The following is a 25587-nucleotide window of genomic DNA, read 5'->3' as shown; positions in this document are numbered from 1 at the left end:
CCGGCCGCCATTGCCGAACCGACTTTAAGTGAACTCACCAGCGGTAGGTCAGCTTGCCGATCGCCTTGCGTCCCTCGGCATACATGCAGCCCGACAGGCCGTAGCAGGCCGCGACGTAGCGTGTGTCGGCGAGGTTGGTGACGTTCAGCGACAGGCGCCAATTGTCCCTGGTGTAGGCCAAAAGCGCATCCAGCACGGTCGAGGATCCCACCTTGAAGGTGTTGGCATCATCACCCCAGGTCGCGCCGACATAACGGATGCCGCCGCCGAACTGCAAGCCTGCGAGCGGTCCGTTCTGGAGCGTGTAGTCGCTCCACAGCGAGGCGCGGTTGAGCGGCACGGTGACCGGCGCTTTGCCGACATTCACCGGATCCTGCGTGACCATGGCATCGACATAGGCATAGGCCGCGCGCAGATTCCAGCCGTCGGCGAGCGACATCGTGCCTTCGAGCTCGATGCCGCGCGACTTCACCTGCCCGATCTGTTCGTAAAAGGTCATTGCAGGTACGTACACAGCGACGTTGTCGCGCGTCAGGTCGAAGGCGGCGAAGGTGAACAGCGCGTTCCAGCCGAGCGGCTGGTACTTGACGCCGACCTCGTACTGCACGCCGGTCTCGGGATTGAGCATCTGGCCGCCCGGCCCCGTGGCGAGCACCGGCAGGAACGATTCCGAGTAGCTGAAATAGGGCGCGATGCCGTTGTCGAAATTGTACATCACGGCGGCGCGGCCGGTGAACGCCGAGGCATCCTTCGAGACAGACGTATTGGAGATGCCGCTGTCGAGCTGCGTCGTCACGAAATCCTGGCGGCCGCCGAGCTGGAACGATAGCCGGCCGAGCTTGATCTGATCCTGCGCATAGAGGCCGAGCTGCGACTGCTTCACGCCGGTGTTGTCGTTCATCGCGCCGATGGTCCAGTCGTAGCTGTAGACCGGGTTGAACACGTTGATCTCCGGCGACGACGTCGCAACGCTAAAGGCGGTGTCGCGAAACGCAGTGTTGCGATAGTCGATCCCGACCAGCGTGGTGTGGTTGAAGATGCCCGTGGTGAACTTGCCCTGGAGCTGGTTGTCCACCGCGAACGAGTTGATGTACGAGTTGCTATAGCTGCCGAAACGCCCCAGCTGCCCTGCCGCCTCGTCGGTATACCCCGTGCCGTAGAAGGTCTTTTCCTCGTTGTGCTGATAGGCGTAGCGCAGGTTCTGCCGGAACGTGATGTTGTCGGTGAAATCGTGCGAGAGCTGGTAGCCGGCGGTCGCGATCTCGGTGTTGAAGGCGTTGAAGCTCGGTACGCCCGCGAAGAACGAGACCGGGATGGTGCGACCGTTGTTCGGCCACACCGTGCCCGAGGCCGGCAGGAACTGGAGGCCCCACCCTGCCCTGTCGCGCTGGTAGTTGGCGAGCAAGGTGATGGTGGTGTCCTCGTTCGGCTTGAAGGTGACGGCGGGCGCGATGAAGACGCGGTTGTCTTTGGTGAAGTCGACCTGAGTCTCGCCGTCGCGCACCACGCCGGTGAGGCGCCACAGCACGGTGCCTTCCTTGTTGGCGGACCCGCCCATGTCGAACTGGCCCTGATAGCGGTTGAAGCTGCCGCCGGAGATCGAGACCTCGCCGAACTGCTGCGCCGTCGGCAGTTTTGTCACGTAGTTGAGGATGCCACCGGTGCCGCTGCCGCCATACATCGCCGAGGACGGGCCCTTGAGTATCTCGATACGCTCGGCCCCATAGGGATCGAGGCCGTTGAAATGCACGTAAACGCTGGAGGGAATCCGCAAACCGTCGATGTAGAGCCCAGACATGGTCGTGTCGAAGCCGCGGATCTGAAGGGCGCCGAAGCGGGTGTCCGAGCCGCCATTGACGTCGCCGCTGACGCCGGCCGTGTAGCGAAGCGCCTCGCCGATCGAGACCGCGCCCTGGTTCCTGACCTGGTCGGTGGTGACCACGGACACCGACTGCGGCGTTTCGATCAGCGGTGTATCCGTCTTGGTGGCGGTGCCGCTCCTGGTGGCGACGAAACCGCGCACCGGACCATTGGCGCGTTCGCCGGTGGCGCCGTTCGATGCCGACTGGGTTGGCGCAGCCTGCTGCGCCGGAGCGCGACGATTGGCGCGAGAGGCGCGTGTCGCCGCCGATCTGCGTGACGATGCAATCGCCGCGGGGCGAGCGCGTTGGGCTGGCGCGTCGACGGTGACAGCGGGAATTTGCGTCTGGGCTTGCAAGTCATCGAGCGGCACGGAGAGAGCAAATGTGCTGACCGCACCGAAGAAGAGAAGATGAATCTGTCGGCGACGCGTGTCATCACGCGAAGAAAGTTGGAAGTCGGTCACGTCTTGGAAGCCCCACGCACTGCCGGCTTTGCCGGTATCATTTTTGATGCCCCGCCCTAACTCAGGCGGTTTCGGAGTGCGATAGGAACGCGGTTAGAATCCCTCCAGACGTGTGCGCAGCATGTGCGGCGAATGCGCCCAGTCGCGTTTCGATTTTGGAATGTTTCCAGACGGACGAGAATCTGCCCGTCCGCAACATCTGGAAACGATATCAGCGGTGCCGCAGCCGGCGGTTGACGCGACGCGCCAGATAATCGCCCGCGCTCTGCACGAGCTGCACCAGCGCGATCAGCACGACGACGACGGCCAGCATCATCTCCGGCATGAAGCGCTGATAACCGTAGCGGATGCCGAGATCACCGAGGCCGCCGCCGCCGACGGCGCCGACCATGGCGGAATAGCCGAGCAGGCTGACGACCGCGAGCGTCAGCGCCAGCACCAGGCCCGGCAGCGCCTCGGGGATCAGCACCTTGAGCACGATCTGGATCGGCGAGGCCCCGAACGAGGACGCCGTTTCAATGAGGCCGGCGTCGACCTCGCGGATCGCGGCTTCGACGAGGCGCGCGATGAACGGCGTCGAAGCGATGGTCAGCGGCACGATCGCCGCCGTCGATCCGATCGAGGTGCCGGCGACGAGGCGCGTGAACGGGATGATGGCGACGACCAGGATGATGAAGGGCGTGGACCGCGTCGCGTTGACGATGACGCCGAGCACGCCGTTGATGGCAGGTGCGGCGAACAGCTCCCCCTTCCGGCTGGTCGCAAGAAAGACGCCGAGCGGCAGACCGAAGACGGTGCCGAGCAGCGCCGCGATGCCGACCATGAACAGGGTTTCGCCCGTGGCCTGGGCGATCAGGTTGATGAGTTCAGGCGACATGGCCGAGACGCTCCGCCGGGAATTGATATTGAGACAACCAGGCGAGCGTCCGCGTCGCCGCGTCCTCTCCGCCAGACATGCCAAAAGGAATGCCGAGAACGAGCGAGCCGACGTGCTGGCCGCTGATCTCGTCGATGCGCGCCGAGAGCAGTGCAACGTCGAGGCCGAGCTCACGGGCGAGCCGCGCCACCAGCGTATCGCTGGCGCCGGCGCCGCGGACCTGGACGCGGATTACGACCTGTCCACCCGCGACCGGCTCCGAAACAATGCGGCTCGCCAGCGACACCGGCAGGCTGTCGCCGATCACCTCCGCCAGGAAGGACTGCGTGATCGGGTGCCTGGGATGGGTGAAGATGTCGGCGACATCGCCGCTCTCGACCACGCGGCCGGCATCAAGCACCACGACCTCCTTCGCGAGCTGACGCACTACCGACATTTCGTGGGTGATCAGCACGATGGTCACCCCGAGCTCGCGGTTGATATTGGCGAGCAGATCGAGGATCGCGCGTGTGGTCTGCGGATCGAGCGCGGAGGTCGCCTCGTCCGACAGCAGCACGCTCGGCCGCGTCGCCAGCGCCCGCGCGATGCCGACGCGCTGCTTCTGGCCGCCGGAGAGTTCCGAGGGATAGCGGTCGTGCTTGTCGGCGATGCCGACCAGCGCGAGCAGCTCGGCGACACGGGCCTTGATGTCGGCCTTCCCCCACCCGGCGATCTCGAGCGGCAGCGCGATGTTGTCAGCCGCCGTGCGCGACGACAGCAGGTTGAAGTGCTGGAAGATCATGCCGATCGAGCGTTGCGCCAGCCGCAATTCGCGCCCTGCGAGCGCCGAGATGTCCCTGTTGTCGACGATGACGCAGCCCGTGGTCGGCTTCTCCAGCCCGTTGATCAGCCGGACCAGGCTCGATTTGCCCGCCCCGGAGCGACCGATCACGCCGGTGATGGAACCGCGTGGAATCGCGAAGTCGATGTCTTGCAGCGCGTTGACGCCGGGCTTGCCGCGATAGGCTGGATAGGTCTTTGAGATGCCGGCGAAACGGACCATCGCGTCCAGCTCGGTCGCGGCAGGCGAAATCGCTTCAGGCGTCTGGATCGGCTGTCCGATCGCAAGCGATTGGTGGGCGTTCATGGTGGTGGCCTTCATGCACAATGGTTCGCTTGCCCGCAAAATCCGCGGGGAAGCCTGGTCGCAATCATGCGACGGGATTGGAACCGCGATGAGGGCTCGGAAAGCGCGCTGCACCGCAGCACGCACCATCGCCCTTTCAGGTCCGTCTTGCAATGTCAGATATCTGCGGGAGTTGGATGAAGTTTTCCAAATCCCGCCCTCGGGGAGAAAATTCATCTGCCAGGCCAAGAGCCTCCGGCGCGGCTCAGTGGACCTGCAACCAGGGCAGCACGATCAGCAGGAGGCCGGCGAAATAGAGCAGGCCGAAGATCAGGCCGAAGCCCCAGAACTGGCCTTTGCCGATGTAACCGCTGCCGAAATACATCGGCGCAGGTCCCGTCGCGTAAGGCGAGATCACGCCCATCAGGCCGAGCGAATACATGCAGAGCATGGCGAGCGTCGTGACCGGCAGATCAGTGATGCCGGATCCGACCGCCAGCACCACCGGCAGCACGGCGGCCGCATGCGAGGTGATGCTCGAGAAGAAATAGTGGATCCAGAAGAACAGCGCGACCAGCAGCAGCATCGCGGTCGATGGCGACAGCCCCGCGAGCGGCTTGGCGTACTCGCTCGCGAACCATTTGATGAAGCCGATCTCGTTGAGGCCCGAGGCCAGCGTCAGCAGCGAGGTGAAATAGAAGAACACTTCCCAGGCGCTCTTTTCGCCGACGATGTCGGCAAACTCGATCACGCCGGTCACCAGCATCAAGGAGATCACGATGAACACGACGGTGGTGGCGTTGACGAAGTTCGAGCCGAGCACGGGGACGTGGATGTCCGGGCTCGAGCCCGCGATCCACAGGAACATCGCCAGCACGATCAGGCCGAGCATGATCCATTCGTTGCGCGACATCGGGCCCATCGCGCTGAGCTCCTTCGCCGCCCATTCCGAGATTTCCGGGCTGCGCTTCACCTCGGGACGGCACACCAGATAGCTGAGCAGCGGCACGAGCACCATCAGGAGGATGCCGAGCGGCGCAAAGCCGACGAACCACTGGCCCCAGCTCACCTCGATTCCGACCGTCTTCTTGGCGATCGCAAGCGCTGCCGCATTGGGTGCGAGCGCGGTGAAGAACAGCGAGCTCGTGATCGCGGTCGCCGCAAAGGCGGTCCACATCACATAGGTGCCGATCCTGCCGGCAGTCGGTCCCGGCTCGGAGCCATAGATGCGCGGGATGTTGCTGATGATGGGATAGACGATGCCGCCGCTGCGCGCGGTGTTCGAGGGAGTCGCCGGCGCGAGCAGGAAGTCCGACATCGCGACCGCATAGCCGAGGCCAAGCGTGTTGCGGCCGAGCCGCTGCACCAGCACCAGCGCAATGCGCCGGCCGAGCTGGCTCTTGCGATATCCGATCGAGAACACGAAGGCGCCGACGATCAGCCACACAGTGCTCTCGGCAAATCCCGCCAGCATCCAGCGCAGCGATTTCGTGGGATCGGCATCGATATAGCCGGCGACGCCCGCGACCGTGAGACCGATGAACCCGACTGCACCGACGGGCATCGATTCCAGGATGAGCCCGGTGATGACCGCCGCGAACACGGCAAAATAGTGCCACTGATTGACATTGAGACCCGACGGTACCGGCCACAGATAGATCGCCAGCCACACCACGAGGGGCGCGATCAGCTTCCAGCGAAACCCGTTCGCCTCAGACGCCTGTGAGCTAGCGGTCATGGGCCTTCCCCCTCGATTGTCGTCGCGCCGTGCGGCCCGTTGACCGGGCCGGCTTTTGTCCCAGCGCGGCGTATAAGGACTGTCCACGACGATATCAATGGCTGTCCAGGGCCGGTTTGAAAGCGGTTTTCGTCATGTCACCGGCGATGCCAGCGCGCCAACGGCGTCACGACCACGTGGCCGGATTGCACTGCAACGAACGCTCGACAGAAACGGACCATTGCGCCTATCCTTTGTCCCATGAGCCACGATCATGACCATCACCACGATCACGACCATTCCGAACTGTCGGAGACCGAGCTGCGCGTGCGCGCGCTTGAGACGATCCTGACCGAAAAAGGCTATGTCGAGCCGGCTGCGCTCGATGCCATCATTCAGGCCTATGAGACCAAGATCGGCCCGCACAATGGCGCGCGCGTCGTCGCCAAGGCCTGGACCGATCCGGCGTTCAAGAAGGCGCTGCTGGAGGACGGCAGCAAGGCCATCGGCACGCTCGGCCATGTCAGCCGCGTCGGCGATCATCTCGTCGTGATCGAGAACACGCCTGAGCGCCACAACATGGTCGTGTGCACGCTGTGCTCCTGCTACCCCTGGGAAATGCTCGGGCTGCCGCCGGTCTGGTACAAGGCCGCGCCCTACCGCTCGCGTGCGGTCAAGGATCCACGCGGCGTGCTCGCCGATTTCGGCGTCACGTTGCCCAAGGACATGGAAATAAGAGTGTGGGATTCCACCGCGGAGACGCGCTTCCTGGTGCTGCCGATGCGGCCCGAAGGCACCGAGGGCTGGAGCGAGGAGCAGCTTGCCGAGCTCGTCACCCGCGACTCCATGATCGGCACCGGCTTTCCCAAGACGCCGGGAGCACCGTCGTGAACGGCGTGCACGACATGGGCGGCATGGACGGGTTCGGCAAGGTCGAGCCCGAGCCGAACGAGCCGATGTTCCACGCGGAATGGGAAGCGCGTGTCCTCGCCATGGTGCGCGCGATGGGTGCGGCCGGCGCCTTCAACATCGACACCTCGCGCTTCTATCGCGAAACGCTCCCGCCGCATGTCTATCTCTCGAGCTCCTATTACAAGAAATGGTTCCTCGGTCTCGAGGAGATGCTGGTCGAGAAGGGCTATCTCACACGGGAGGAGGTCGCCGCCGGCCACGCGATGCAGCCCGCAAAGGCGCTCAAGCACGGCAAGTTCGATCTCGCCAATGTCGAGCGCGTGATGGTGCGCGGTAAGTTCGCCCGCCCTGCCCCGGCCCCTGCGAAATTTGCGATCGGCGACCGTGTACGCGCCAAGAACATTCATCCGGCGACGCATACGCGGCTGCCGCGCTATGTGCGCGGCCATGTCGGCGTCGTCGAGCTCAACCATGGCTGCCACGTGTTTCCTGACACGGCCGCGATGGAGCAAGGCGAAAATCCGCAATGGCTCTACACCGTCGTGTTCGAGGGTCGCGATCTCTGGGGCGCGGATGGCGATCCGACCTCGAAGGTCTCCATCGACGCGTTCGAGCCCTATCTGGACCCGGCGTGATGAGCCGCACGCTTGCTGCCGCCGCAACGGCGGCGATTCCGAGCATTCCTCGCGACGACGACGGCCCGGTGTTCCGCGCGCCCTGGGAGGCGCACGCGTTTGCGATGGCGTTGAGCCTGCACGAACGCGGTGTGTTCACCTGGCCGGAATGGGCCGCAGCGCTCGCCGACGAGATCAAGCGGGCGCAGGCGGCCGGCGATCCGGATACGGGCGAGACCTACTACCTGCACTGGCTCGCCACGCTGGAAGGCCTCGTCGCACGCAAGGGCGTCGCTTCGACGGAGACGCTGCACCGCTACCGCGACGCCTGGGACCACGCCGCCGACCGCACGCCGCATGGCAAGCCGATCGAGCTGCGGCCGGAGGATTTTCGGTAGGTCTCGCTGAGTTCGTCATTGCGAGCGCAGCGAAGCAATCCAGAATCCCTCCGCGGCGGCAGTCTGGATTGCTTCGTCGCAAGAGCTCCTCGCAATGACGGCGGAGAGAGCGCGGGTTCTCTCCGCCTGTCGTCGCCCGGCTTGACCGGGCGACCCATTACGCCGCGGCCTCTCGGCTCAAGCACGGTCTCTAGGACACTGGATCACCCGCTTTCGCAGGTGATGACCCGAATTTGTAGTCTCAGCGCCCCGCCACGAACTCCCGCCACCCTTTCGCCCGCAGGCTGCACGCCGGGCACTCCCCGCAGCCGTATCCCCACTCGTGCTGCGCGCCGCGTTCGCCCAGATAGCAGGTGTGCGACTGCTCGCGGATGAGGTCGACAAGCCCCTCGCCCCCGAGGTCGTGCGCGAGCTTCCACGTCGCCGCCTTGTCGATCCACATCAGCGGCGTATGCAGCTCGAACTGCTTGGCCATGCCGAGCGAGAGCGCGGCCTGCATGGCGCGGATGGTCTCGTCGCGGCAATCGGGATAGCCGGAATAGTCGGTCTCGCACATGCCGCCGACGATATGGGTAATGCCGCGCCGGTAGGCCAGCGCCGCGGCAAAGGTCAGGAACACGAGGTTGCGGCCCGGCACGAACGTGTTCGGCAGGCCGTCGGCCCCCATCGCGATCGCGACGTCGCGGGTCAGCGCCGTCTCGGACACGGCCGCCAACGTCGGGATCGACAGCGTGTGGCTCTCGCCGAGCTTTGCGGCCCAATCCGCGCGCAGGCCCTTGATGCCCTCGAACAGGCGGTCACGGCAGGCGAGCTCGATGGCATGGCGCTGGCCGTAATCGAACCCCAGCGTCTCCACGCGGGCGAAGCGGCTGAGCGCCCAGGCGAGGCAGGTGGTGGAATCCTGGCCGCCGGAGAACAGCACCAAGGCGGTCTGTGATGAAAATGCGTCGCTCATGGCCCGCGCTTTAGCACTGCGCAGACCGCCCGCCAATCGGTGGAAATCGGCCTGTTCCGCCGCGCCCCGCTGGGAACGGCCGCCCGCTTTTGGCATAAGGCTTTAGAGCCAGGAGACCGCCCGCAATGACCCCTTCCCGCGACATTTCCCGCCTGATCGAGATCATGGCGGCGCTACGCACGCCGGTGACCGGCTGCCCCTGGGACCTCGAGCAGAATTTTGCGACCATCGCGCCCTACACGATCGAGGAAGCCTATGAGGTGGTCGATGCGATCACACGCGGCGATCTCGACGATCTGCGTGAAGAACTCGGCGACCTCCTGTTGCAGGTCGTGTTCCACGCCCGGATGGCTGAGGAGCAGAACGCGTTCGCTTTTGGCGACGTCGTCGAGGCCATCACCCGCAAGATGATCCGGCGTCATCCCCACGTCTTCGCCGACAAGGACGGCAATCTCGCCTCCTCTCACGTCAATGAAGTCTGGGACCGCATCAAGGCCGAGGAGAAAGCCGAGCGCGCCGCGCGCCGGCCGCCGGAGGACGCGCCGGCGCACAAATCGCTGCTGTCGGGCGTGAAGGCCGGCCAGCCCGCTCTGACCCGCGCCATGGAGTTGCAGCGCAAGGCCTCCACCGTCGGCTTCGACTGGAACGACCCGCGCGCAGTGCTGCAAAAGATCCGCGAGGAAGCCGACGAGATCGAGGCCGCGCTGGATCGAAATGACAAGCAGGAGCTGGCAGAGGAAACCGGGGACCTGATTTTCGCACTCGTCAACCTCGCCCGCCATGTCGACGCTGACCCGGAGGCCGCGCTGCGTGCAACCAACGCGAAGTTCGAGCGGCGCTTTGCCTATATCGAGCGTGCGCTTGAGGCGCAGGGCCGCACCCTGGAGCAGGCCTCGCTGGCGGAGATGGATGCGCTATGGAATGCGGCGAAGGACGAGGAGAAGCCGGCGTCGGAGGGACGCAAGGAAGTTCGCCGGTAACTTCAGTGTCGTCCTGGCGAAAGCCAGGACCCATTGCCCCAAATGCAAGATGTTGAGGCCCGCTGGAGCAAGCAGGGTGCGAATTGCATTGGCCTGTGGTTATGGGTCCTGGCTTTCGCCAGGACGACGGCTGCTATGTGGCCGACAGATGCGGCACCGCATCGAACCGCGACACCACGATCTCCCGCTTGGTCTCGTCGACCCGCACCGTCATGTCGAAGCGGCCGTCGTGCAGCTCTTTCGCCAGCACCTCGGCATTGCGGTGCAGCCAGCTGATGCCGGCGCCATCGGCCGCGTCGATGGAGAGATCGAGCGTGGTGCGTTTGGCGGCGAGCCGTTCCTCGATCGCGGCGAGCAATGCGTCGACGCCCTCGCCCGACACCGCGGAGACCAGCATGGCCGGATGGTCCGCGGGCCGGCGCGCGGCGATGTTCAAAAGCTCTTCGCGCTGCTCGGCATCGTAACGGTCGATCTTGTTCCAGACCTCGATGATGCGGCCGGAATCGTCGGGATTGATGCCGAGCTGCCGCAGCACCGCGTCGACGTCGCTTTGCTGCGCCTCGGCGTCCTCATGCGAGATGTCGCGCACATGCAGGATGACGTCCGCCTCCAGCACCTCCTCCAGCGTGGCGCGGAAGGCGGCGACGAGCTGTGTCGGCAGGTTGGAGATGAAGCCGACGGTGTCGGACAGCATCGCCTTGCCGCCGTGCGGCAGGTTGAGTGCGCGCAGGGTCGGATCGAGAGTCGCGAACAGCATGTCGGCGGCCTGCACGTCGGCGCGGGTCAGGCGGTTGAACAGCGTCGACTTGCCGGCATTGGTGTAGCCGACCAGCGCCACGACGCGGTACGGCACGCGCTGGCGTCCCGCACGATGCAGCCGCCGCGTCGCCTGCACCTTCTTCAGCTCACCCTCGAGCTTGGAGATGCGCTCCTGGATCAGGCGGCGGTCGGCTTCGATCTGCGTCTCGCCCGGGCCGCCCATGAATCCGAAACCGCCGCGCTGGCGTTCGAGGTGGGTCCAGGAGCGCACCAGGCGCGAGCGCTGGTAATTGAGATGGGCGAGCTCGACCTGGAGCGAGCCTTCCCTGGTCTTGGCGCGGCGGCCGAAGATTTCCAGAATGAGCCCGGTGCGGTCGAGCACCTTGGCGTGCAACTGCTTCTCGAGATTGCGCTGCTGGATCGGCGCCAGCGCACAATCCATCACCACCAACTCGACATCGAGGCTCTTGGCCAGCGCGGCGATCTCCTCGACCTTGCCCTTGCCGATGTAAGTGGCAGGGCGGATCTGGCTGACCGGCGCGATGATGGCATCGGCAATGACGAGATCGATCGCGCGCGCGAGGCCCACGGCTTCATCGAGCCGGGCCTCGGCGTCGCGCTGGACTTGGTTGGACAAGCCATGGCTTTCCGGTTGCGCGTCGGCACTGCCCGCACGCACTCGCAAGTAGGGGCCGATGACCAGCACCCGCCCCGTCTGCTTAGCCCCTGCCGACCGCGGACGGTCGGCGTCCCCGTCGAAATTCCGGGGTTCCAATCAGAGCACTCTCAAGCCGGCTGATCCTCGCCGCCTTCGAACAACTGGATCGGAGCGCCCGGCATGATGGTCGAGATCGCATGCTTGTAGACGAGCTGCGAATGACCGTCGCGCCGAAGCAGCAGACAGAAATTGTCGAACCAGGTCACGATGCCCTGGAGCTTCACTCCGTTGACCAGAAAGATCGTTAGTGGCGTCTTGGTTTTGCGAACGTGATTAAGGAAGGTGTCCTGTAGGTTTTGTGCGCGGTCTGCCGCCATTTTTTTTCTCGCTTTGAGTTTCTTTTTATTGCGCCGGTTGCGCCCCTGTTTTGGTTGATGCGGGGCCTTTCCCGGTTGCCGTCCCTCATGAGATCCCCCTCGGAAGGAACAGCTGTACGATTAGAGGACAGGTGGAGTTATTAGGCAAGCCGCTTCACGCGCCAGCCCTCGCCGTCTTGCCCCGAAAAACTACGGAAATCGATGATTTTCCTCGCTTATCCCTGATGTCTCACCGCAACGTCGCGGCGCGAGATCTTGTTTTGACGCGCTGTCTTTACGCGAACCGGTACCCACTTCGCTCGAAAACGCTTTAGCCGACACCGAGCGCCTTCAGCTTCCGATGCAGCGCCGAACGTTCCATGCCAACAAACTCGGCCGTGCGAGAAATATTTCCTGAGAAACGGCTGATCTGTGCAATCAAATAGTCGCGCTCGAATACTTCGCGCGCTTCGCGCAGCGGCAGGCCCATGATGTGCTCGCCATTGTTGCTGGTCGGCATCGCCGGCACCATGGAGCCGACGTCCTGCGGCAACATGTCGGCCGTGATGATGACCTCGGGCCCGCCCGCAGCCAGAATCATGACTCTCTCAACGTTGTTGCGGAGCTGGCGCACATTGCCCGGCCAGACGTGCGATTGCAGCACCGCCATCGCGTCCTGCCCGATCTGCCGCTTGGGCAGGCCGCTGCCGGCCGAGATCTGCTCCATGAAGTAGTCGATCAATTCCGGAATGTCCTCGCGCCGCTCCGACAGCGCAGGCACGCGGATCGGCACCACCGAGAGCCGATGATAGAGGTCCTCGCGGAAATGGCCGGCCGCGATCTCCTCTTCGAGATTGCGCGCGGTGGAGGAGATGATGCGGACGTCCACCTGCACCTTGGCGGTGCCGCCGACGCGCTGGAACGACTGCTCGACCAGCACGCGCAGAATCTTGTTCTGGGTCTCGCGCGGCATGTCCGCGATCTCGTCGATGAACAGCGTGCCGCCATGGGCTTCCTCGAGCGCACCGGGCTTGCGCGGCTGTTCGCCGTTGGACTGCTCGACGCCGAACAGCTCATGCTCCATCCGCTCGGGCGTGATCGCGGCTGCGTTGATGACGACGAAGGGGCCGTCCGCCCGGCCCGAGGCGGTGTGCAGCGTGCGCGCCGTCAGCTCCTTGCCGGCGCCGGCGGGGCCGACGATCAGGATACGGCTGTTGGCCTTGGCCGCGCGCTCGATGGTCTGGCGCAGCTGGTTCATGCTGGGCGAGCGGCCGACGAGCTGGCTGGCGCTCGGCGCGAGCTGCTTCAGCTCCTTGACCTCGCGCTTGAGCCGCGAGTTCTCCAGCGCTCGGGTCGCGACCAGGATCAGCCGGTCGGCCTTGAACGGCTTCTCGATGAAGTCGTAGGCGCCGCGCTTGATCGCGGCGACCGCGGTCTCGATGTTGCCGTGGCCGGAGATCATCACGACCGGCAGATCGGCGTTGTCCTTCTTGACCTGCTCCAGGAGCTGCAAGCCGTCGAGCTTGGAGCCCTGGAGCCAGATGTCGAGGAACACCAGATGCGGCCTGCGATTGGCGATCTCGGCCAGGGCCGTATCGCTGTCGCGTGCCGTCCTTGTGACGAACCCCTCATCTTCGAGAATGCCCGCAACGAGATCCCGAATATCGGCCTCATCATCGACAATCAGAATTTCACTAGCCATGGGTCGCGCCTGCCTTGTCAGCTACCTGTTGAGGCTTCGATTTTCGTTGAATCATTGGTCTTTTCAGTCGGCTCTTTGGTTTCGGCGGCCGGCTCTTTTGTTTCCGAGTCCGGCCTGGATTCTTTGACGGAATCCGCAACCGTTTCCTTGTTGCCCGGCTTGGTTGCTTCCGGGGGCGCCGGCTCGGCTCCCTCGGACTTCGCGGGTTGCCCGGAGATCGCAAAGCGCATCCGCATCCAGGCGCCGCGCTGGCCTTCGCGGAAGTCGGAGGCGTCCTTCAGCTCGATGCGTCCGCCATGGTCTTCCAGCACGCGGCCGACGATCGCCAGCCCCAAGCCAGTGCCCTTGGCGCGCGTTGTGACGTAGGGCTCGAGCAGCCGCGAGCGCGCGACCTTGGGCAGGCCGATGCCGTTGTCGACCACGTCGATCAGCACGTCCTCACCTTCGCGCGACACCACGACGTCGATGCGGCCTTTTCCGTTTTCCTGGCCGAGCTCCTCCGGCGGGACCTGCTCGATCGCCTCGGTGGCGTTCTTGACGATGTTGGTGACGGCCTGGGAGATCAGTCGCCGGTCGAACTGGGCGCGCAGCGGATCCTCTTTGAACTCGGCCTCGATGTCGATCTCGGGATGGGCGACTTTCATCAGGAACACCGCCTGCCGCACGGTGTCCGCGACGTCCTCGCCCTCCATCACCGGTTTCGGCATGCGTGCGAAACGGGAGAACTCATCGACCATGCGCCTGATGTCGTCGACCTGGCGCACGATGGTGTCGGTGCACTGGTCGAAGATCTGCTTGTCCTTGTCCTCGGTGATGGTCTTGCCGAACTTGCGGCGGATGCGCTCGGCCGAGAGCTGGATCGGCGTCAGCGGATTCTTGATCTCGTGGGCGATGCGGCGCGCCACGTCGCCCCATGCCGAGGTGCGCTGCGCGGAGACCAGCTCGGTGATGTCGTCGAGCGTGATGATGTAGCTGTCGCGCGGTTGGCTGGTCTTCTCGGCGCTGACGCGGACCGAGAGATTGCGCTCGGTGCCGTCGCGGGTGATCGTGATCTGGCCCTGCACCAGGCGCTGGGTCCCTTCCCGCGCCGCCTTCATCATCTCGTCGAGCTCAGGCAGCACGTCCGAGAGCGGGTGGCCGAGCGTCTCCGCTTCGGAGTGTCCGATCAGCTTCTCGGCGGAGCGGTTGAGGATTCCGACGCTGCCGGACGCGTCGACGCCGATGATGCCGGCGCTCGCCGACGACAGCACGGCCTCGATGAAGCGGCGGCGGCTATCGATGAGGTCGCTGGCGTTGACGAGCTCGTCGCGCTGGCTGCGCAATTCCTGCGTCATCTTGTTGAAGGTCTCACCAAGCTGGGCAAGGTCGCCTTCGGACTGGTGCACGGCCACCTGAACATGCAAGTCGCCGGTCGAGACCGTGTGGGCCGCATTCATCAGCCGCCGGATCGGCGAGACCAGCGAGTTGGCGAAGTTGAGGCCGATCAGCACCGAAGCCATCAGGATGGTCAGCGCGATCACCGCGAACATCAGCGCGAAGGCGACCTGGATGCCGAGCCGGCGCGACTCGATCTGGGCGTATTCGGCGACGCTGACCTCGGTCTGCTTGAGCTGGTTGACGACGTTCGGATCGAGTGGCCGGGCGACGTAGAGGAAGGTGTCGTTGAAGGCACGCAGGCGGATCACCGCGGCGACGAAGCTCGCATCCGGTAGCACCGCGATTTCGGGTTCATTCTCGTTCACGTTGCTGAGGAAGTCCGGCGCGGGCGGCGAGTAGGCCAGCCGCATGCCGGTGTCGGCGGATTCCAGGATGTTGGTGTTCTTGTCGATGATCATCGCGCCCGGCAAATTGCGGGAGCCGGCGCTGGCGGTCAGCATCTCCCGGAACGAGCGGCGGTCCTGGTCGTAGAGCGGCCGGGCGTGCGCGATGTCGTTGGCCATGCCGAGAATGTCGCCGCGGATCAGCTGCGCATGGTCCTGCATGTAGGCCCGCGCGATCGTCAGCGAATTCTGGATCACCTCCTTGGTCGGGCCCGAGAACAGCCGGTCGAGGCCGCGCTCGATGGTGACGTTGGCGACGACGGCGACCAGCACCGCCGGCAGCACCGCCACGATCGAGAACAGGCTGACGATCTGGACATGGAGGCGCGCGGCCGCCCGGCCCCGCCGTCGGGCCAGGATCAGCTGCCAGAGTTCCCGGATGATGATCCCGACCAGGAGCAGGATCGTGGCCGCATTGATCAGATAGAACGAGCGGACCACCTCCGGCGTCGGCTCGATCTTGGTGAGGCCGGTCAGAACCAGGAACGTGAGGAAGGCCGACAGCAGCGCCAGGGCCACGGCAAAGGGTGCCAGCCAGCGCCGCAGCGACCAGCGCTTGGGCTCTTCGGCTGGGGCCGTGTCAAAGGATGCGGCCGAGGTATCTGCGCTGATCATTCCGGCAATGGGTGCTGAAAAACGGGTCCGCGGGCGCGCGGATACTGATGTATTCGTACCACATTGTTGCCGAATTGCGACAATTCCGCGGCGTCTCCGCCGCGACCGACGCGCCCATCCACAAGACATGGTGGTTGGACGGGAACGGATTCCCGCCATCCCGGCTTGACGGGGATGGATAGATTTTTTCTCGCGACGATGGTCTCGGCCGTTCTTCTGCTGATCGTGGCCGCCGACCTCCTGGTCAACGGCCTGGGTCTCCAGCAGCCGCCGGTGAATGTCGCCAGCGTGACGCCGGCATCCGGCCGGCTTGTCAGGTAGATGTGATGCCGCGCCTTGCGGCCGAATGACCAATTTGAATGTGCGAGCGGAACATTTCGGTCCGATCCGGACTTCTGCTCACCGCGTCAGCCACAACGGCCAACGCGATCCGGACAGGCTCAGCTCCGCCTTGGGTGGGGGAGCTGAGCCACCGTCCGTTCTGAAAGCCTAGCCCCCGCTCCGATACACCTGGATGTCGAGGTCCCGGATCTTCTTGCGCAGCGTGTTGCGGTTGAGGCCGAGCAGGTCCGCGGCGCGGATCTGGTTGCCGCGGGTGGCGGCGAGTGCAGCCGTCAGCAGCGGCACCTCGATCTCCTTGAGGATGCGGTGATAGAGGCCCGGCGGCGGCATGCCGTTCGGGAAGCCCTGGAAGTGCGAGGACAGATAGGCCTCCACCGCGCCGCCGAGATTGTCGACACCCTCCTGGACCGCCGCGCCCGGGCTGACCGAGGGTGGCGCGAGCTCGCCGTCGATGACCGAGGACGTGATCACGTCCTGCGGATAGAGCGCGGCGAGGCGCCGGGCGAGGTTTTCGAGCTCGCGCACGTTGCCCGGCCAGCGGTGCTGCTTCATCCGCTCCAGCGCCAGTGCGTCGAGCTTCTTCGGCGGCAAGCCATCCTTCTCGGCCAGCGTGAAGAAGTGCCGCACCAGATCCGGCAGGTCCTCGATGCGCTCGCGCAGCGGCGGCAGCCGCAGCGGCACGACGTTGAGGCGGAAGAACAGGTCTTCGCGGAACAGGCCCTGCTGGATCAGGACGCGCAGATCCTTGTTGGAGGCCGCGACGATGCGCACGTCGGTCTTGATCGGGGTGCGGCCACCGACGGTGGTGTATTCGCCCTGCTGCAGCACACGTAAGAGACGGGTCTGCGCCTCCATCGGCATGTCGCCGATTTCGTCGAGGAACAACGTGCCGCCCTCGGCCTGCTCGAACCGGCCGGAGGCGCGGGTGTTGGCGCCGGTGAAGGCGCCGCGCTCATGGCCGAACAATTCCGATTCAATGAGGTCGCGCGGGATCGCGGCCATGTTGACGGCGACGAACGGGCCGTTGCGGCGCTTGCCGTAATCGTGCAGCGCGCGCGCCACCAGCTCCTTGCCGGTACCGGACTCGCCCGTGATCATCACGGTGAGATCGGTCTGCATCAGACGCGCCAGCACGCGATAGATTTCCTGCATCGCCGGCGAGCGGCCGACCAGCGGGATCGCCTCCATCTCGGCGTCCTCGTCCGGCGTCGAGACCCGCTCCTTCGGCTCGGAGAGCGCGCGACCGACGATGGCGATCAGCTCCTTCAGGTCGAAGGGCTTTGGCAGATATTCATAGGCGCCGCGCTCGGAGGCACGGATCGCCGTCATGAACGTGTTCTGCGCGCTCATGACGATGACTGGCAGATTCGGCCGCATCTTCTTGATCCGCGGCAGCAGGTCGAAAGCGTTCTCGTCGGGCATCACCACGTCGGTGATGACGAGATCGCCCTCCCCCTGGCTGACCCAACGCCACAGCGTTGCGGCATTGCCGGTCAGCCGCACTTCGTAGCCGGCGCGGGACAGTGCCTGATTGAGAACGGTGCGGATGGCGGTGTCGTCATCAGCTACGAGAATGCTACCTGCGGGCATCGCTAATCCTCATTTTGCCCCCTGTGATGCAGGCGACGGCTTCCCGGCAAAGTCGGCGCGACTGCTTTGATCGGCATGTTTCACCGATGTGGAATACATCGGCATCAGCACGCGGAAGGTGGTCTTGCGCGGCTGAGATTCGCATTCGATGATGCCCCCGTGATCGCCGACGATCTTTGCGACCAGCGCTAGGCCCAGACCCGAGCCGGTCTGCTTGGTGGTCACGAAGGGATCGAACAGGTTGGGCAGAAGGTCGTCCGGCACGCCTGGTCCGTTGTCTCTCACGCAGAATTCGAGCGGCAGGGATACCCGGGATTTTTGACCGGGGACTGACAGGCGCACGCCGGGGCGGAACGCGGTAGTGAGCTGGATCTCGGCGTCGGGCACGTCGATCAGGGCTTCGGCGGCGTTCTTCACGAGATTGAGGAACACCTGGATGAGCTGGTCCTGGTTCGCCAGCACCGGCGGCAGCGAGGGATCGTAATCCTCGATGAAGCGGATGTTGCGGGCAAAGCCGGACTGCGCCAGCCGCTTCACGTGATCGAGCACCGAGTGGATGTTGACGGGGCCGCGCACCACGGGGCGCTCGTCGCCGAACACCTCCATGCGGTCCACCAGCGTCACGATGCGGTCGGCCTCGTCGCAGATCAGGCGCGTCAGCATGCGGTCCTCGGAGGAAGCCTGCTGCTCCAGGAGCTGCGCCGCGCCGCGGATGCCGGAGAGCGGGTTCTTGATCTCGTGCGCCAGCATCGCGGCGAGCGCGATCACCGAGCGCGCGGCGCTGCGATGGGTGAGCTGACGATCCATCTTGTCGGCGATGGTGCGCTCCTGGAGCATCACCACGATATGGCCGGGCCGCTCCGTGAGCGGGGCGACATGCAGATCGACCTGGCGATCGCCGCCCATGCGCGGCGTGCCGAGATCAACTTTGTATTCGTTGACCGGCGAGTTCGACGAGCGCACCTGGTCGATCAGTGCCAGCAAGGGGCTGCCGAACGGCACCAGTTCCTTCAGCGACTGCCGCTTCAGGAACTGCGTCGAGATTTCGAAGAAGGCTTCGGTTGCGATGTTGGCGGCGACGATCTTGCCGTCCGGTCCGATCATCAGCACGGGATTGGGAAGCGCATCCAGGATCGCGTCGCTGTCGGACGGCCGGCGCTGTTCGGCGGCTGAGTTCATGCAGCAGCGCTCCACGCGAAGTCGTCGAAGGCGTCTTGCAGCGATCGGTGGACCAGGCGCGGATCCTCCGAGGTGAGGATCTTCTGACGCCACCCTTTCAGCTTCTCGACTGAAGCGCCGCTCGCATCTGCCGCGATATCGAGCGCCCAGCCGAGATGCTTGCGCGCGTGCCGAAGGCCAATGCGCAGACCGTACAGCGCGCAGACGCCCTCATAGAGCGTGCGGATATAATGCAGCTGCGTCTCGAGCGCCGGCGTTGCTTCCTCTGCCCCGCCCCTCAGGCGGCGGCCGATCTGGCCGGGCAGCCAAGGCTGGCCCTGCGCGCCACGGCCTATCATCACGGCGTCGGCGCCGGAGGCGTCGAGCGCCGCGAGCGCCTTGTCATAAGTGGTGATGTCGCCATTGACGACGAGCGGAATGGAGATGGCCTCGCGCACGGCGCGGATCGCATCCCAATCGGCATCGCCCTTGTAAAACTGGCAGCGGGTGCGGCCATGCACGGTGACGAGATTGATGCCTGATGCTTCGGCGCGCCGCGCCAGTTCCGGCGCGTTGCGGCTGCGGTCGTCCCAGCCGAGCCGCATCTTCAGTGTCACCGGCACCTTCACCGCCGCAATCGTCGCATCGATCAGGCTGACGGCGTGGTCGAGATCGCGCATCAGGGCCGAGCCGGACTGGCCGCCGGTGACGTGGCGGGCCGGGCAGCCCATGTTGATGTCGATGATGTCGGCGCCTTCGGCTTCGGCGATCCGGGCCCCTTCGGCCATCCAATGCGCCTCGCAGCCGGCGAGCTGGACCACGTGCGGGCCGATCCCCGTGGCTTCGCAGCGCAACCGCGACATCCGGTGGCCGTTGGCGAGCTCATCGCTGGCGGTCATTTCCGACACGACGAGACCTGCCCCCAGCTCGGCGGCCAGCCGCCGAACGGGCGAGTCAGTCACCCCCGACATCGGCGCCAGGAAGACCGGGGTGGCGACATCAATATCGCCTATTTTCAACGGCTTAGAGCCGGATACTGCCGAGCCGGTCACAGGGGTCTCGTTGACTGGACAGGGCCTCATCGCGCCTGCCATGATCTATCTTGCGCACAATTCTTGTGCAGTCAAGCGTCATGCCTACAGTTTAGACAGTTCTGCAGATCTTTCAAGTGCAGTGCAGCAAAATGCTGTTTCCCACAAAGCGGGGAAACCCCCTTTTTTTGCGGGCCTGCCGTGCTAGAGGCATGCCGTCAAATCACCCCACTCCCCGACTCTTCATCACCAACTGAGTATTTGAGTCCTATGGCGAAATCACAACGCACTGCGGTCGTCCTCGTCGCAGCCGGTCGGGGCTTGCGCGCCGGTGCCGGCGGGCCGAAGCAATATCGCGAGATCGGCGGTGTGCCCGTGATCTATCGCGCCATGGAAGCCTTCAGCCGTCACCCCGAGGTGTCGGCGGTGCAACCGGTGGTGAACCCCGACGACAGCGCGATGTTCACGGCGGCGGTCGCCGGCCTCAAGCACGAGCCGCCGGCCAATGGCGGCGCCACCCGCCAAGCCTCGGTCCTTGCAGGTCTGGAAGCGCTCGCAAAGCACAAGCCCGATATCGTCCTGATCCACGATGCCGCCCGCCCCTTCGTCTCGGCAGGCGTGATCTCCCGTGCGATCGAGGCGGCGAGCCGCACTGGCGCTGCGATCCCGGTCGTCCCCGTCACCGACACCATCAAGCTCACCGGCGAGAGCGGTCATATCGAGGACACGCCGGACCGTGCGCGTCTGCGAATCGCGCAGACGCCGCAATCCTTTCGTTTCGACGTCATCCTCGAGGCGCATCGTCGCGCGGCGAAGGACGGACGCTCGGATTTCACCGACGATGCCGCCATTGCCGAATGGGCAGGATTGACGGTTGCAACCTTTGAAGGCGATGTTGCCAATATGAAGCTCACCACTCCCGAGGATTTCGTGCGCGAGGAAGCACGCCTGGCCGCCCAGCTCGGCGACATCAGGACCGGCACGGGCTATGACGTGCACGCCTTCGGCGACGGCGACCACGTCATGATCTGCGGCGTGCGCGTCCCCCATACGAAAGGCTTCCTCGCCCATTCCGACGGCGATGTCGGCCTGCATGCGCTGGTCGACGCCATTCTCGGCGCGCTTGCCGACGGTGACATCGGCTCGCACTTCCCGCCGAGCGATGCGAAGTGGAAGGGTGCTTCCTCCGATCAGTTCCTGAAATACGCAATCGAGCGCGTCACGGCGCGCGGCGGCCGCGTCGCCAATCTCGAGGTGACGCTGATCTGCGAGCGGCCGAAGATCGGCCCGTTGCGTGACACCATGCGCGCCCGCATCGCCGAGATCTCCGGCGTCGACATTTCGCGCGTCGCGGTGAAGGCGACCACCAGCGAGCGGCTCGGCTTCACCGGCCGTGAGGAAGGCATCGCGGCCACCGCGAGCGCCACCATCCGTCTTCCCTGGAGCGTCTAAGCCATGGGCGGCAGCGACGCACGCGCCCTCTCCCGCTCGCTGCTCGATCTGTGCCGGATGCGCAAGCTGACGATCGCGACGGCCGAATCCTGCACCGGCGGCCTCGTTGCCGGCGCGCTGACCGATATTCCCGGCTCCTCTGATGTCATCGACCGCGGCTTCGTCACCTATTCCAATGACGCCAAGCGCGCGATGCTCGGGGTCGAGGCGAGCACGCTCACCAATTTCGGCGCGGTCAGCAAGGAGACCGCAACCGCGATGGCGATCGGCGCCCTCGAGCGCGCCGATGTCGATCTCGCGGTCGCCATCACCGGCATTGCCGGCCCCGGCGGCGCCACGCCCGGCAAGCCGGTCGGCCTCGTGCACTTTGCCGCTGCGGCGCGCGACGGCCGCATCATCCATCGCGAGCATCGCTTCGGCGCGATCGGCCGCAGCGCCGTGCGGGCCCGCTCCGTGGTCGAGGCACTGCGCATGCTGATGGACCTCGCCCGCGGCCCACAAGCCCAGGCCAAGCCGCGCCCCGCAGCCGCAAGCCGCCTTCGTCCCCGCGTCACCCGCTCGCCGCGCCGGCATGCTGTGAAGCGCAGGCCGCCCCGCTCGCCGCGGGGCTAAAGGCGCTCTCACGCCGCCGCCAGCAGCGCACTCGCATGATCGAGCACCCGCTGCTTGATGGCATCGGCATCTGACGGCTTCACCTTTGCGCTCACCGTCAATTCCACGACGGGCGCTGCGGGATCGGCAGCGATCACCTTTGTTACATTGACCGAGGGGGCGGTCCTGTCGTCGATGCGGGGATCGTCGCGCAGCTCCTTCAGGATCTGGTCGGCCAACGCATTGGCCGCCCCTGCCCTGACCGGAAACGCCACCTTGATCTCGCCTGTACCGGGATAGGCGCTGTGGTTGATGATGGCCGCGCCCCACACCTGCCCGTTCGGCAAGAGGATCTGCGTGTTGTCGGGCGCGACCAGTCGGTCATGAACAGCGACAACGACTTCACCTTGCCCGCCTTGCCGGCGACCTCGACGTCATCGCCGATATGGAAGGGACGGAACAGCAGCAGCATGACGCCGGCGGCGAGATTGGAGAGCGTGCCTTGAAGCGCAAGGCCGATGGCGAGTGAAGTCGCGCCCAGCACGGCAACGAGGCTCGCGGTCTGGATGCCGAAGAGCTGAAGCACTGCGATGCCAACGACTGCGAGCACGGCATAGCGAGCTACGCTGGCAACGAACAAGGTCACCAGCGGATCGACGCGGTGCGTGACGCCCAATACGCGCGTGACGAAACGCTGCAGTGCGCCGGACAGATACCAGCCGACCGCGAGCAGAAGCATCGCGTAAATCGCGTTCAAGCCATACAGGACGAGCGATGCTTTCAGCGTGTCAACATTGATGGTCATGGCGGCTCCAACCCGGACAATCCGTTGAGAACCCGCGACGGCGCGAAATGATCCCGGCGGATGTCGGCGGAACGGGTGCCGTAGTCGTGTAGCCCGGATGGAGCGCAGCGCAATCCGGGATTCGCTCTGCGGACACAGGGGTCCCGGATTACGCTTTCGCTCCATCCGGGCTACAATCCGTTGCGTTGCCCGTCGGGCAAAATACACAACCGACGGGTCAATCGTAACAAGTGAAAATATTCGTCTTTACAGAAGTTCTGATTTGTCGCATTGTCGCGCCACCTCATCCTAGTCAGAGGGGCGTATCGCGGCCGCGGCATGGCAGCCTCGATAACAAGACCGGCAGCTCTTGGCTTGAAGGCCAGTCGGAGGCCTATATGAAGGCGCAGCTCCAGGCCTTCGCCTCCGGCGAACGGCGCAATGACATCAGCCAGCAGATGCGCAATATCGCGCGCGCAATGACGCCGCAGGAGATCGAGCAGGCCGCGGCGTACTACGCCTCGCAGCCGCCGGATGTGGTGAAGGCGGTGGATTGAAGCCTCGTCATTGCGAGCGCAGCGAAGCAATCCAGACTGCCGCCGCGGACACACTCTGGATTGCTTCGTCGCAAGAGCTCCTCGCAATGACGGCGGAGAGAGCGGTGCCTGCCGGGAAGACTAGGACGGCGCCAGCTTCGGCCGGCCGTAGATCGCGTCGGCCCGCTTTTCGAACGCAGTGGAGAATCGCGCGAATGCAGCGTCGAACATCGAGCCCATCAGCATTGCCAGCATGCGGCTCTTGAACTCGTAGGCGAGGAAGAACCCGACGTCGCAGACGCGCTCGCCTTTGGGCTCGAATGTCCAGCGGTTTTCGAGGTTTCTGAACGGACCTTGCAGATATTCGACCAGGATCTTCAGATTAGCGCGGTCGAGCGTCACGCGGCTGGTGAAGGACTCCTTGACCAGCTTGAACGACACCGTCATGTCCGCGACCAGCACCTCGGTGCCGTCGGGTTTCGCCATGCGCTGGCGCACCTTCAGCGCGCTGCACAGCGGCACGAATTCCGGGTAGCGCTCGACATCGGCGACCAGATCAAACATCTCGGACGCGCTGTGGTTGACACGGTGCTTGCTCGAAACTCGATGCATGGTACGTCAGCGGGCGTGAGCTGCCCGCGCAGCCTTCAGTCTCGCGAAATCCTCGCCGGCATGATGCGACGAGCGGGTGAGCGGGCTCGCTGACACCATCAGGAACCCCTTGGTGTAGGCGACCTTCTCGTAAGAGCTGAACTCGTCCGGCGGCACGTAACGCATCACCGCGTGGTGCTTGCGAGTCGGCTGGAGATATTGCCCGACGGTGAGGAAATCGACGTCCGCCGAGCGCAGATCGTCCATCACCTGCAGCACCTCGTGGCGCTCTTCGCCGAGGCCGACCATGATGCCGGACTTGGTGAAGATGGCGGGATCGAGCTCCTTGACCCGCTGCAGCAGCCGGATCGAGTGGAAGTAGCGCGCGCCCGGCCGCACCGTGAGATAGCGCGACGGCACGGTCTCGAGATTGTGGTTGAACACGTCGGGCCTCGCCGCGACTACGACCTCCAGCGCGCCTTCCTTGCGCAGGAAGTCGGGTGTCAGGATCTCGATCGTGGTCGAAGGACACGCGGCCCGGATCGCACGGATGGTCTGGGCAAAATGCTCGGCGCCGCCGTCGGCGAGGTCATCGCGGTCGACCGAAGTAATGACGACGTGTGCCAGCCCCAGCTTGGCGGTTGCTTCCGCGACGTGCTGCGGCTCGGACGCATCGAGCGCGTTGGGCAGGCCGGTCTTGACGTTGCAGAAGGCGCAAGCGCGGGTGCAGGTGTCACCCATGATCATGAAGGTCGCGTGCTTTTTGTCCCAGCACTCGCCGATATTTGGGCAGCCAGCCTCCTCGCACACCGTGTGCAGGCCGTTGGCCCGTACGATGTTGCGGGTGTCGGCATAGCCGCGGGTATTGGGCGCGCGCACGCGGATCCAGTCCGGCTTCGGCGGCGAAGCGGAATCGGGCCGGTTCACCTTTTCGGGGTGGCGCGGGCGCAGCGGGTTCGAGATGGTATCGACAATAACGACCATGGGGTGTCCGGTCTGTTCTGGTCCTACCTAGTCGGTCTGGCCAAGCACCGCAACCCGGCTCGCCCCGCCTCAGAGAACATGGCAGATATGGGCAATATCCTGCTCTGTTCTCAGGCGATTCTCACCTCGAATGGCTCCAAGATCGAATGCCTTTCCATTGCGGCTCGGCAAGCCGCTGAAGCGGACCTTTTTCGGCCGCAGCGTCCACGAGGTCGCGCCCGACCTGATCGGTGCCACCATGCTGGTCGATGGCGTCGGCGGAATCATCGTCGAGGTCGAGGCCTATCATCATACCGACCCGGCCGCGCATTCCTATCGCGGGCCGACGCAGCGGAACCAGGTGATGTTCGGTCCGCCCGGCTATGCCTATGTCTATCGTTCCTACGGCATCCACTGGTGCGTGAACTTCGTCTGCGAGGAGGAAGGCTCAGCCAGCGCCGTGCTGATCCGTGCGCTGGAGCCGACCCATGGCTTGGCTGCGATGCGACGCCGCCGCCATCTTCAGGACATGCACGCGCTGTGCTCGGGCCCGGGCAAACTGACCGAGGCGCTCGGCATCACCATCGCGCACAACGCCGTGCCCCTCGACCGGCCACCGATCGCACTGCATGCGCGGACGGAGGATGTCGAGGTCGCTGCCGGCATCCGGATCGGTATCACCAAGGCGGTGGAGCTGCCCTGGCGCTACGGCATCAAGGGCTCGAAGTTTCTGAGCAAGCCGTTTCCGAAATAGG

At 65.0% G+C, this 25587-nt stretch carries 25 protein-coding genes and 1 pseudogene; 10 read left to right on the top strand and 16 right to left on the bottom strand.

What is annotated here, in order from left to right; translation table 11 throughout:
- Window positions 1-34 precede the first annotated feature (34 nt).
- Complete coding sequence (locus tag LRP30_RS20070; RefSeq protein ID WP_249761456.1) at window positions 35-2023, bottom strand: TonB-dependent siderophore receptor; 1989 nt, start codon at window positions 2021-2023, stop codon at window positions 35-37.
- Between the two features lie 144 nt (window positions 2024-2167).
- On the opposite strand from LRP30_RS20070, the gene LRP30_RS20065 reads away from it, so the two are divergent.
- The gene (locus LRP30_RS20065) at window positions 2168-2386 is read left to right on the top strand and encodes a hypothetical protein (protein WP_249761455.1); all 219 of its coding nucleotides are present in this window, start codon (window positions 2168-2170) and stop codon (window positions 2384-2386) included.
- Window positions 2387-2537: 151 nt separating this feature from the next.
- Here LRP30_RS20065 and LRP30_RS20060 read toward each other — a convergent pair whose 3' ends face one another.
- The 3 genes from LRP30_RS20060 to LRP30_RS20050 form a co-directional block, all read right to left on the bottom strand.
- Window positions 2538-3203 (bottom strand): methionine ABC transporter permease, encoded by a 666-nt coding sequence (locus LRP30_RS20060; protein ID WP_128944195.1) that lies wholly within the window; start codon window positions 3201-3203, stop codon window positions 2538-2540.
- Window positions 3193-4344 (bottom strand): methionine ABC transporter ATP-binding protein, encoded by a 1152-nt coding sequence (locus tag LRP30_RS20055; protein ID WP_249761454.1) that lies wholly within the window; start codon window positions 4342-4344, stop codon window positions 3193-3195. The genes LRP30_RS20060 and LRP30_RS20055 overlap by 11 nt, the downstream gene beginning before the upstream one ends.
- A 229-nt stretch (window positions 4345-4573) precedes the next feature.
- Window positions 4574-6046: a DASS family sodium-coupled anion symporter gene (locus LRP30_RS20050; RefSeq protein WP_249761453.1), complete on the bottom strand. Its 1473-nt coding sequence runs from the start codon at window positions 6044-6046 to the stop codon at window positions 4574-4576.
- 240 nt (window positions 6047-6286) lie between these two features.
- On the opposite strand from LRP30_RS20050, the gene nthA reads away from it, so the two are divergent.
- Genes nthA through LRP30_RS20035 form a run of 3 tightly spaced genes read left to right on the top strand, consistent with a single transcriptional unit; the run spans window position 6287 to window position 7949 of the window.
- The gene (gene nthA / locus LRP30_RS20045; protein WP_249761452.1) at window positions 6287-6916 is read left to right on the top strand and encodes a nitrile hydratase subunit alpha; all 630 of its coding nucleotides are present in this window, start codon (window positions 6287-6289) and stop codon (window positions 6914-6916) included.
- Window positions 6913-7572: a nitrile hydratase subunit beta gene (gene nthB, locus LRP30_RS20040; RefSeq protein ID WP_249761451.1), complete on the top strand. Its 660-nt coding sequence runs from the start codon at window positions 6913-6915 to the stop codon at window positions 7570-7572. Before nthA ends, nthB begins: the two co-directional genes overlap by 4 nt.
- Window positions 7572-7949, top strand: a complete 378-nt coding sequence (locus LRP30_RS20035) for a nitrile hydratase accessory protein (protein WP_164939260.1) — start codon at window positions 7572-7574, stop codon at window positions 7947-7949. Before nthB ends, LRP30_RS20035 begins: the two co-directional genes overlap by 1 nt.
- Before the next feature lie 241 nt (window positions 7950-8190).
- Here the strand turns inward: LRP30_RS20035 and queC are convergent, their stop codons facing one another.
- Window positions 8191-8904, bottom strand: a complete 714-nt coding sequence (queC, locus tag LRP30_RS20030) for a 7-cyano-7-deazaguanine synthase QueC (protein ID WP_249761450.1) — start codon at window positions 8902-8904, stop codon at window positions 8191-8193.
- Between the two features lie 125 nt (window positions 8905-9029).
- On the opposite strand from queC, the gene mazG reads away from it, so the two are divergent.
- The gene (gene mazG / locus LRP30_RS20025; protein WP_249761449.1) at window positions 9030-9884 is read left to right on the top strand and encodes a nucleoside triphosphate pyrophosphohydrolase; all 855 of its coding nucleotides are present in this window, start codon (window positions 9030-9032) and stop codon (window positions 9882-9884) included.
- Window positions 9885-10017: 133 nt separating this feature from the next.
- Here the strand turns inward: mazG and hflX are convergent, their stop codons facing one another.
- The 4 genes from hflX to LRP30_RS20005 all read right to left on the bottom strand — a co-directional run bounded on the left by hflX (window position 10018) and on the right by LRP30_RS20005 (window position 15794).
- On the bottom strand, window positions 10018-11418 hold the full coding sequence (hflX, locus tag LRP30_RS20020; RefSeq protein ID WP_249761448.1) for a GTPase HflX: 1401 nt from the start codon (window positions 11416-11418) through the stop codon (window positions 10018-10020).
- Window positions 11419-11429: 11 nt separating this feature from the next.
- The gene (gene hfq, locus LRP30_RS20015; protein ID WP_007591126.1) at window positions 11430-11678 is read right to left on the bottom strand and encodes an RNA chaperone Hfq; all 249 of its coding nucleotides are present in this window, start codon (window positions 11676-11678) and stop codon (window positions 11430-11432) included.
- A 310-nt stretch (window positions 11679-11988) separates the two neighbouring features.
- Entirely contained in the window at window positions 11989-13359 is a 1371-nt protein-coding gene (locus tag LRP30_RS20010; protein ID WP_027558046.1) for a sigma-54 dependent transcriptional regulator, read from the bottom strand.
- A 17-nt stretch (window positions 13360-13376) separates the two neighbouring features.
- A complete protein-coding gene (locus tag LRP30_RS20005; protein ID WP_128955972.1) occupies window positions 13377-15794 on the bottom strand; it encodes a PAS domain-containing sensor histidine kinase in 2418 nt (805 codons plus the stop codon).
- Between the two features lie 174 nt (window positions 15795-15968).
- Between LRP30_RS20005 and LRP30_RS20000 the strand changes: the two genes are divergently transcribed.
- Window positions 15969-16115 carry a hypothetical protein gene (locus tag LRP30_RS20000; RefSeq protein WP_249761447.1) on the top strand — a complete coding sequence of 49 codons (147 nt, stop codon included), beginning with the start codon at window positions 15969-15971 and terminating at the stop codon, window positions 16113-16115.
- A 168-nt stretch (window positions 16116-16283) separates the two neighbouring features.
- Here LRP30_RS20000 and ntrC read toward each other — a convergent pair whose 3' ends face one another.
- From ntrC to dusB, 3 genes are read right to left on the bottom strand one after another with little or no spacing between them, the layout of a single operon-like run.
- Window positions 16284-17726, bottom strand: a complete 1443-nt coding sequence (ntrC, locus tag LRP30_RS19995; RefSeq protein WP_249761446.1) for a nitrogen regulation protein NR(I) — start codon at window positions 17724-17726, stop codon at window positions 16284-16286.
- Between the two features lie 9 nt (window positions 17727-17735).
- The gene (locus LRP30_RS19990) at window positions 17736-18905 is read right to left on the bottom strand and encodes a nitrogen regulation protein NR(II) (protein WP_128933915.1); all 1170 of its coding nucleotides are present in this window, start codon (window positions 18903-18905) and stop codon (window positions 17736-17738) included.
- Window positions 18902-19903: a tRNA dihydrouridine synthase DusB gene (gene dusB / locus LRP30_RS19985; RefSeq protein WP_249761791.1), complete on the bottom strand. Its 1002-nt coding sequence runs from the start codon at window positions 19901-19903 to the stop codon at window positions 18902-18904. Before dusB ends, LRP30_RS19990 begins: the two co-directional genes overlap by 4 nt.
- Window positions 19904-20185: 282 nt before the next feature.
- Here dusB and LRP30_RS19980 point away from each other — a divergent pair, with 282 nt between their 5' ends.
- Window positions 20186-21367 (top strand): bifunctional 2-C-methyl-D-erythritol 4-phosphate cytidylyltransferase/2-C-methyl-D-erythritol 2,4-cyclodiphosphate synthase, encoded by a 1182-nt coding sequence (locus LRP30_RS19980; protein WP_249761445.1) that lies wholly within the window; start codon window positions 20186-20188, stop codon window positions 21365-21367.
- 3 nt (window positions 21368-21370) lie between these two features.
- Window positions 21371-21979 carry a CinA family protein gene (locus LRP30_RS19975; RefSeq protein WP_128933917.1) on the top strand — a complete coding sequence of 203 codons (609 nt, stop codon included), beginning with the start codon at window positions 21371-21373 and terminating at the stop codon, window positions 21977-21979.
- A gap of 8 nt (window positions 21980-21987) precedes the next feature.
- On the opposite strand, the gene LRP30_RS45245 is transcribed toward LRP30_RS19975, so the two are convergent.
- Window positions 21988-22197, bottom strand: coding sequence for a hypothetical protein (locus LRP30_RS45245; RefSeq protein ID WP_346016223.1), 210 nt, complete (start codon window positions 22195-22197; stop codon window positions 21988-21990).
- On the bottom strand, window positions 22179-22763 hold the full coding sequence (locus tag LRP30_RS19970) for a mechanosensitive ion channel domain-containing protein (protein ID WP_346016222.1): 585 nt from the start codon (window positions 22761-22763) through the stop codon (window positions 22179-22181). Before LRP30_RS19970 ends, LRP30_RS45245 begins: the two co-directional genes overlap by 19 nt.
- A gap of 317 nt (window positions 22764-23080) precedes the next feature.
- Here LRP30_RS19970 and LRP30_RS19965 point away from each other — a divergent pair.
- Window positions 23081-23299: pseudogene (locus tag LRP30_RS19965) on the top strand (cytochrome c4); the annotation flags it as partial.
- A gap of 120 nt (window positions 23300-23419) precedes the next feature.
- Here the strand turns inward: LRP30_RS19965 and LRP30_RS19960 are convergent.
- On the bottom strand, window positions 23420-23890 hold the full coding sequence (locus LRP30_RS19960) for a type II toxin-antitoxin system RatA family toxin (protein ID WP_249761444.1): 471 nt from the start codon (window positions 23888-23890) through the stop codon (window positions 23420-23422).
- 6 nt (window positions 23891-23896) lie between these two features.
- The gene (gene lipA, locus LRP30_RS19955) at window positions 23897-24853 is read right to left on the bottom strand and encodes a lipoyl synthase (protein ID WP_249761443.1); all 957 of its coding nucleotides are present in this window, start codon (window positions 24851-24853) and stop codon (window positions 23897-23899) included.
- A 130-nt stretch (window positions 24854-24983) separates the two neighbouring features.
- Between lipA and LRP30_RS19950 the strand changes: the two genes are divergently transcribed.
- On the top strand, window positions 24984-25586 hold the full coding sequence (locus LRP30_RS19950) for a DNA-3-methyladenine glycosylase (protein WP_128933922.1): 603 nt from the start codon (window positions 24984-24986) through the stop codon (window positions 25584-25586).
- Window position 25587 lies beyond the last annotated feature (1 nt).

The organism is Bradyrhizobium sp. C-145 (assembly GCF_023375135.1).
GTDB lineage: Bacteria > Pseudomonadota > Alphaproteobacteria > Rhizobiales > Xanthobacteraceae > Bradyrhizobium > Bradyrhizobium zhanjiangense.
The sequence above is the reverse complement of the archived record's forward strand: the minus strand, read 5'-3'. Positions and strand labels throughout refer to the sequence as shown.

What these genes read in the sequence shown, in the direction of transcription:
- LRP30_RS20060 (WP_128944195.1), bottom strand. Translation starts at nt 3,203, where the DNA reads ATGTCGCCTGAACTCATCAACCTGATCGCCCAGGCCACGGGCGAAACC.
- LRP30_RS20055 (WP_249761454.1), bottom strand. Translation starts at nt 4,344, where the DNA reads ATGAAGGCCACCACCATGAACGCCCACCAATCGCTTGCGATCGGACAG.
- LRP30_RS20050 (WP_249761453.1), bottom strand. Translation starts at nt 6,046, where the DNA reads ATGACCGCTAGCTCACAGGCGTCTGAGGCGAACGGGTTTCGCTGGAAG.
- nthA (WP_249761452.1), top strand. Translation starts at nt 6,287, where the DNA reads ATGAGCCACGATCATGACCATCACCACGATCACGACCATTCCGAACTG.
- LRP30_RS20035 (WP_164939260.1), top strand. Translation starts at nt 7,572, where the DNA reads ATGAGCCGCACGCTTGCTGCCGCCGCAACGGCGGCGATTCCGAGCATT.
- queC (WP_249761450.1), bottom strand. Translation starts at nt 8,904, where the DNA reads ATGAGCGACGCATTTTCATCACAGACCGCCTTGGTGCTGTTCTCCGGC.
- mazG (WP_249761449.1), top strand. Translation starts at nt 9,030, where the DNA reads ATGACCCCTTCCCGCGACATTTCCCGCCTGATCGAGATCATGGCGGCG.
- hfq (WP_007591126.1), bottom strand. Translation starts at nt 11,678, where the DNA reads ATGGCGGCAGACCGCGCACAAAACCTACAGGACACCTTCCTTAATCAC.
- LRP30_RS20010 (WP_027558046.1), bottom strand. Translation starts at nt 13,359, where the DNA reads ATGGCTAGTGAAATTCTGATTGTCGATGATGAGGCCGATATTCGGGAT.
- LRP30_RS20005 (WP_128955972.1), bottom strand. Translation starts at nt 15,794, where the DNA reads ATGATCAGCGCAGATACCTCGGCCGCATCCTTTGACACGGCCCCAGCC.
- LRP30_RS20000 (WP_249761447.1), top strand. Translation starts at nt 15,969, where the DNA reads ATGGATAGATTTTTTCTCGCGACGATGGTCTCGGCCGTTCTTCTGCTG.
- ntrC (WP_249761446.1), bottom strand. Translation starts at nt 17,726, where the DNA reads ATGCCCGCAGGTAGCATTCTCGTAGCTGATGACGACACCGCCATCCGC.
- LRP30_RS19990 (WP_128933915.1), bottom strand. Translation starts at nt 18,905, where the DNA reads ATGAACTCAGCCGCCGAACAGCGCCGGCCGTCCGACAGCGACGCGATC.
- LRP30_RS19980 (WP_249761445.1), top strand. Translation starts at nt 20,186, where the DNA reads ATGGCGAAATCACAACGCACTGCGGTCGTCCTCGTCGCAGCCGGTCGG.
- LRP30_RS19975 (WP_128933917.1), top strand. Translation starts at nt 21,371, where the DNA reads ATGGGCGGCAGCGACGCACGCGCCCTCTCCCGCTCGCTGCTCGATCTG.
- LRP30_RS19970 (WP_346016222.1), bottom strand. Translation starts at nt 22,763, where the DNA reads ATGACCATCAATGTTGACACGCTGAAAGCATCGCTCGTCCTGTATGGC.
- LRP30_RS19960 (WP_249761444.1), bottom strand. Translation starts at nt 23,890, where the DNA reads ATGCATCGAGTTTCGAGCAAGCACCGTGTCAACCACAGCGCGTCCGAG.
- lipA (WP_249761443.1), bottom strand. Translation starts at nt 24,853, where the DNA reads ATGGTCGTTATTGTCGATACCATCTCGAACCCGCTGCGCCCGCGCCAC.
- LRP30_RS19950 (WP_128933922.1), top strand. Translation starts at nt 24,984, where the DNA reads ATGGCTCCAAGATCGAATGCCTTTCCATTGCGGCTCGGCAAGCCGCTG.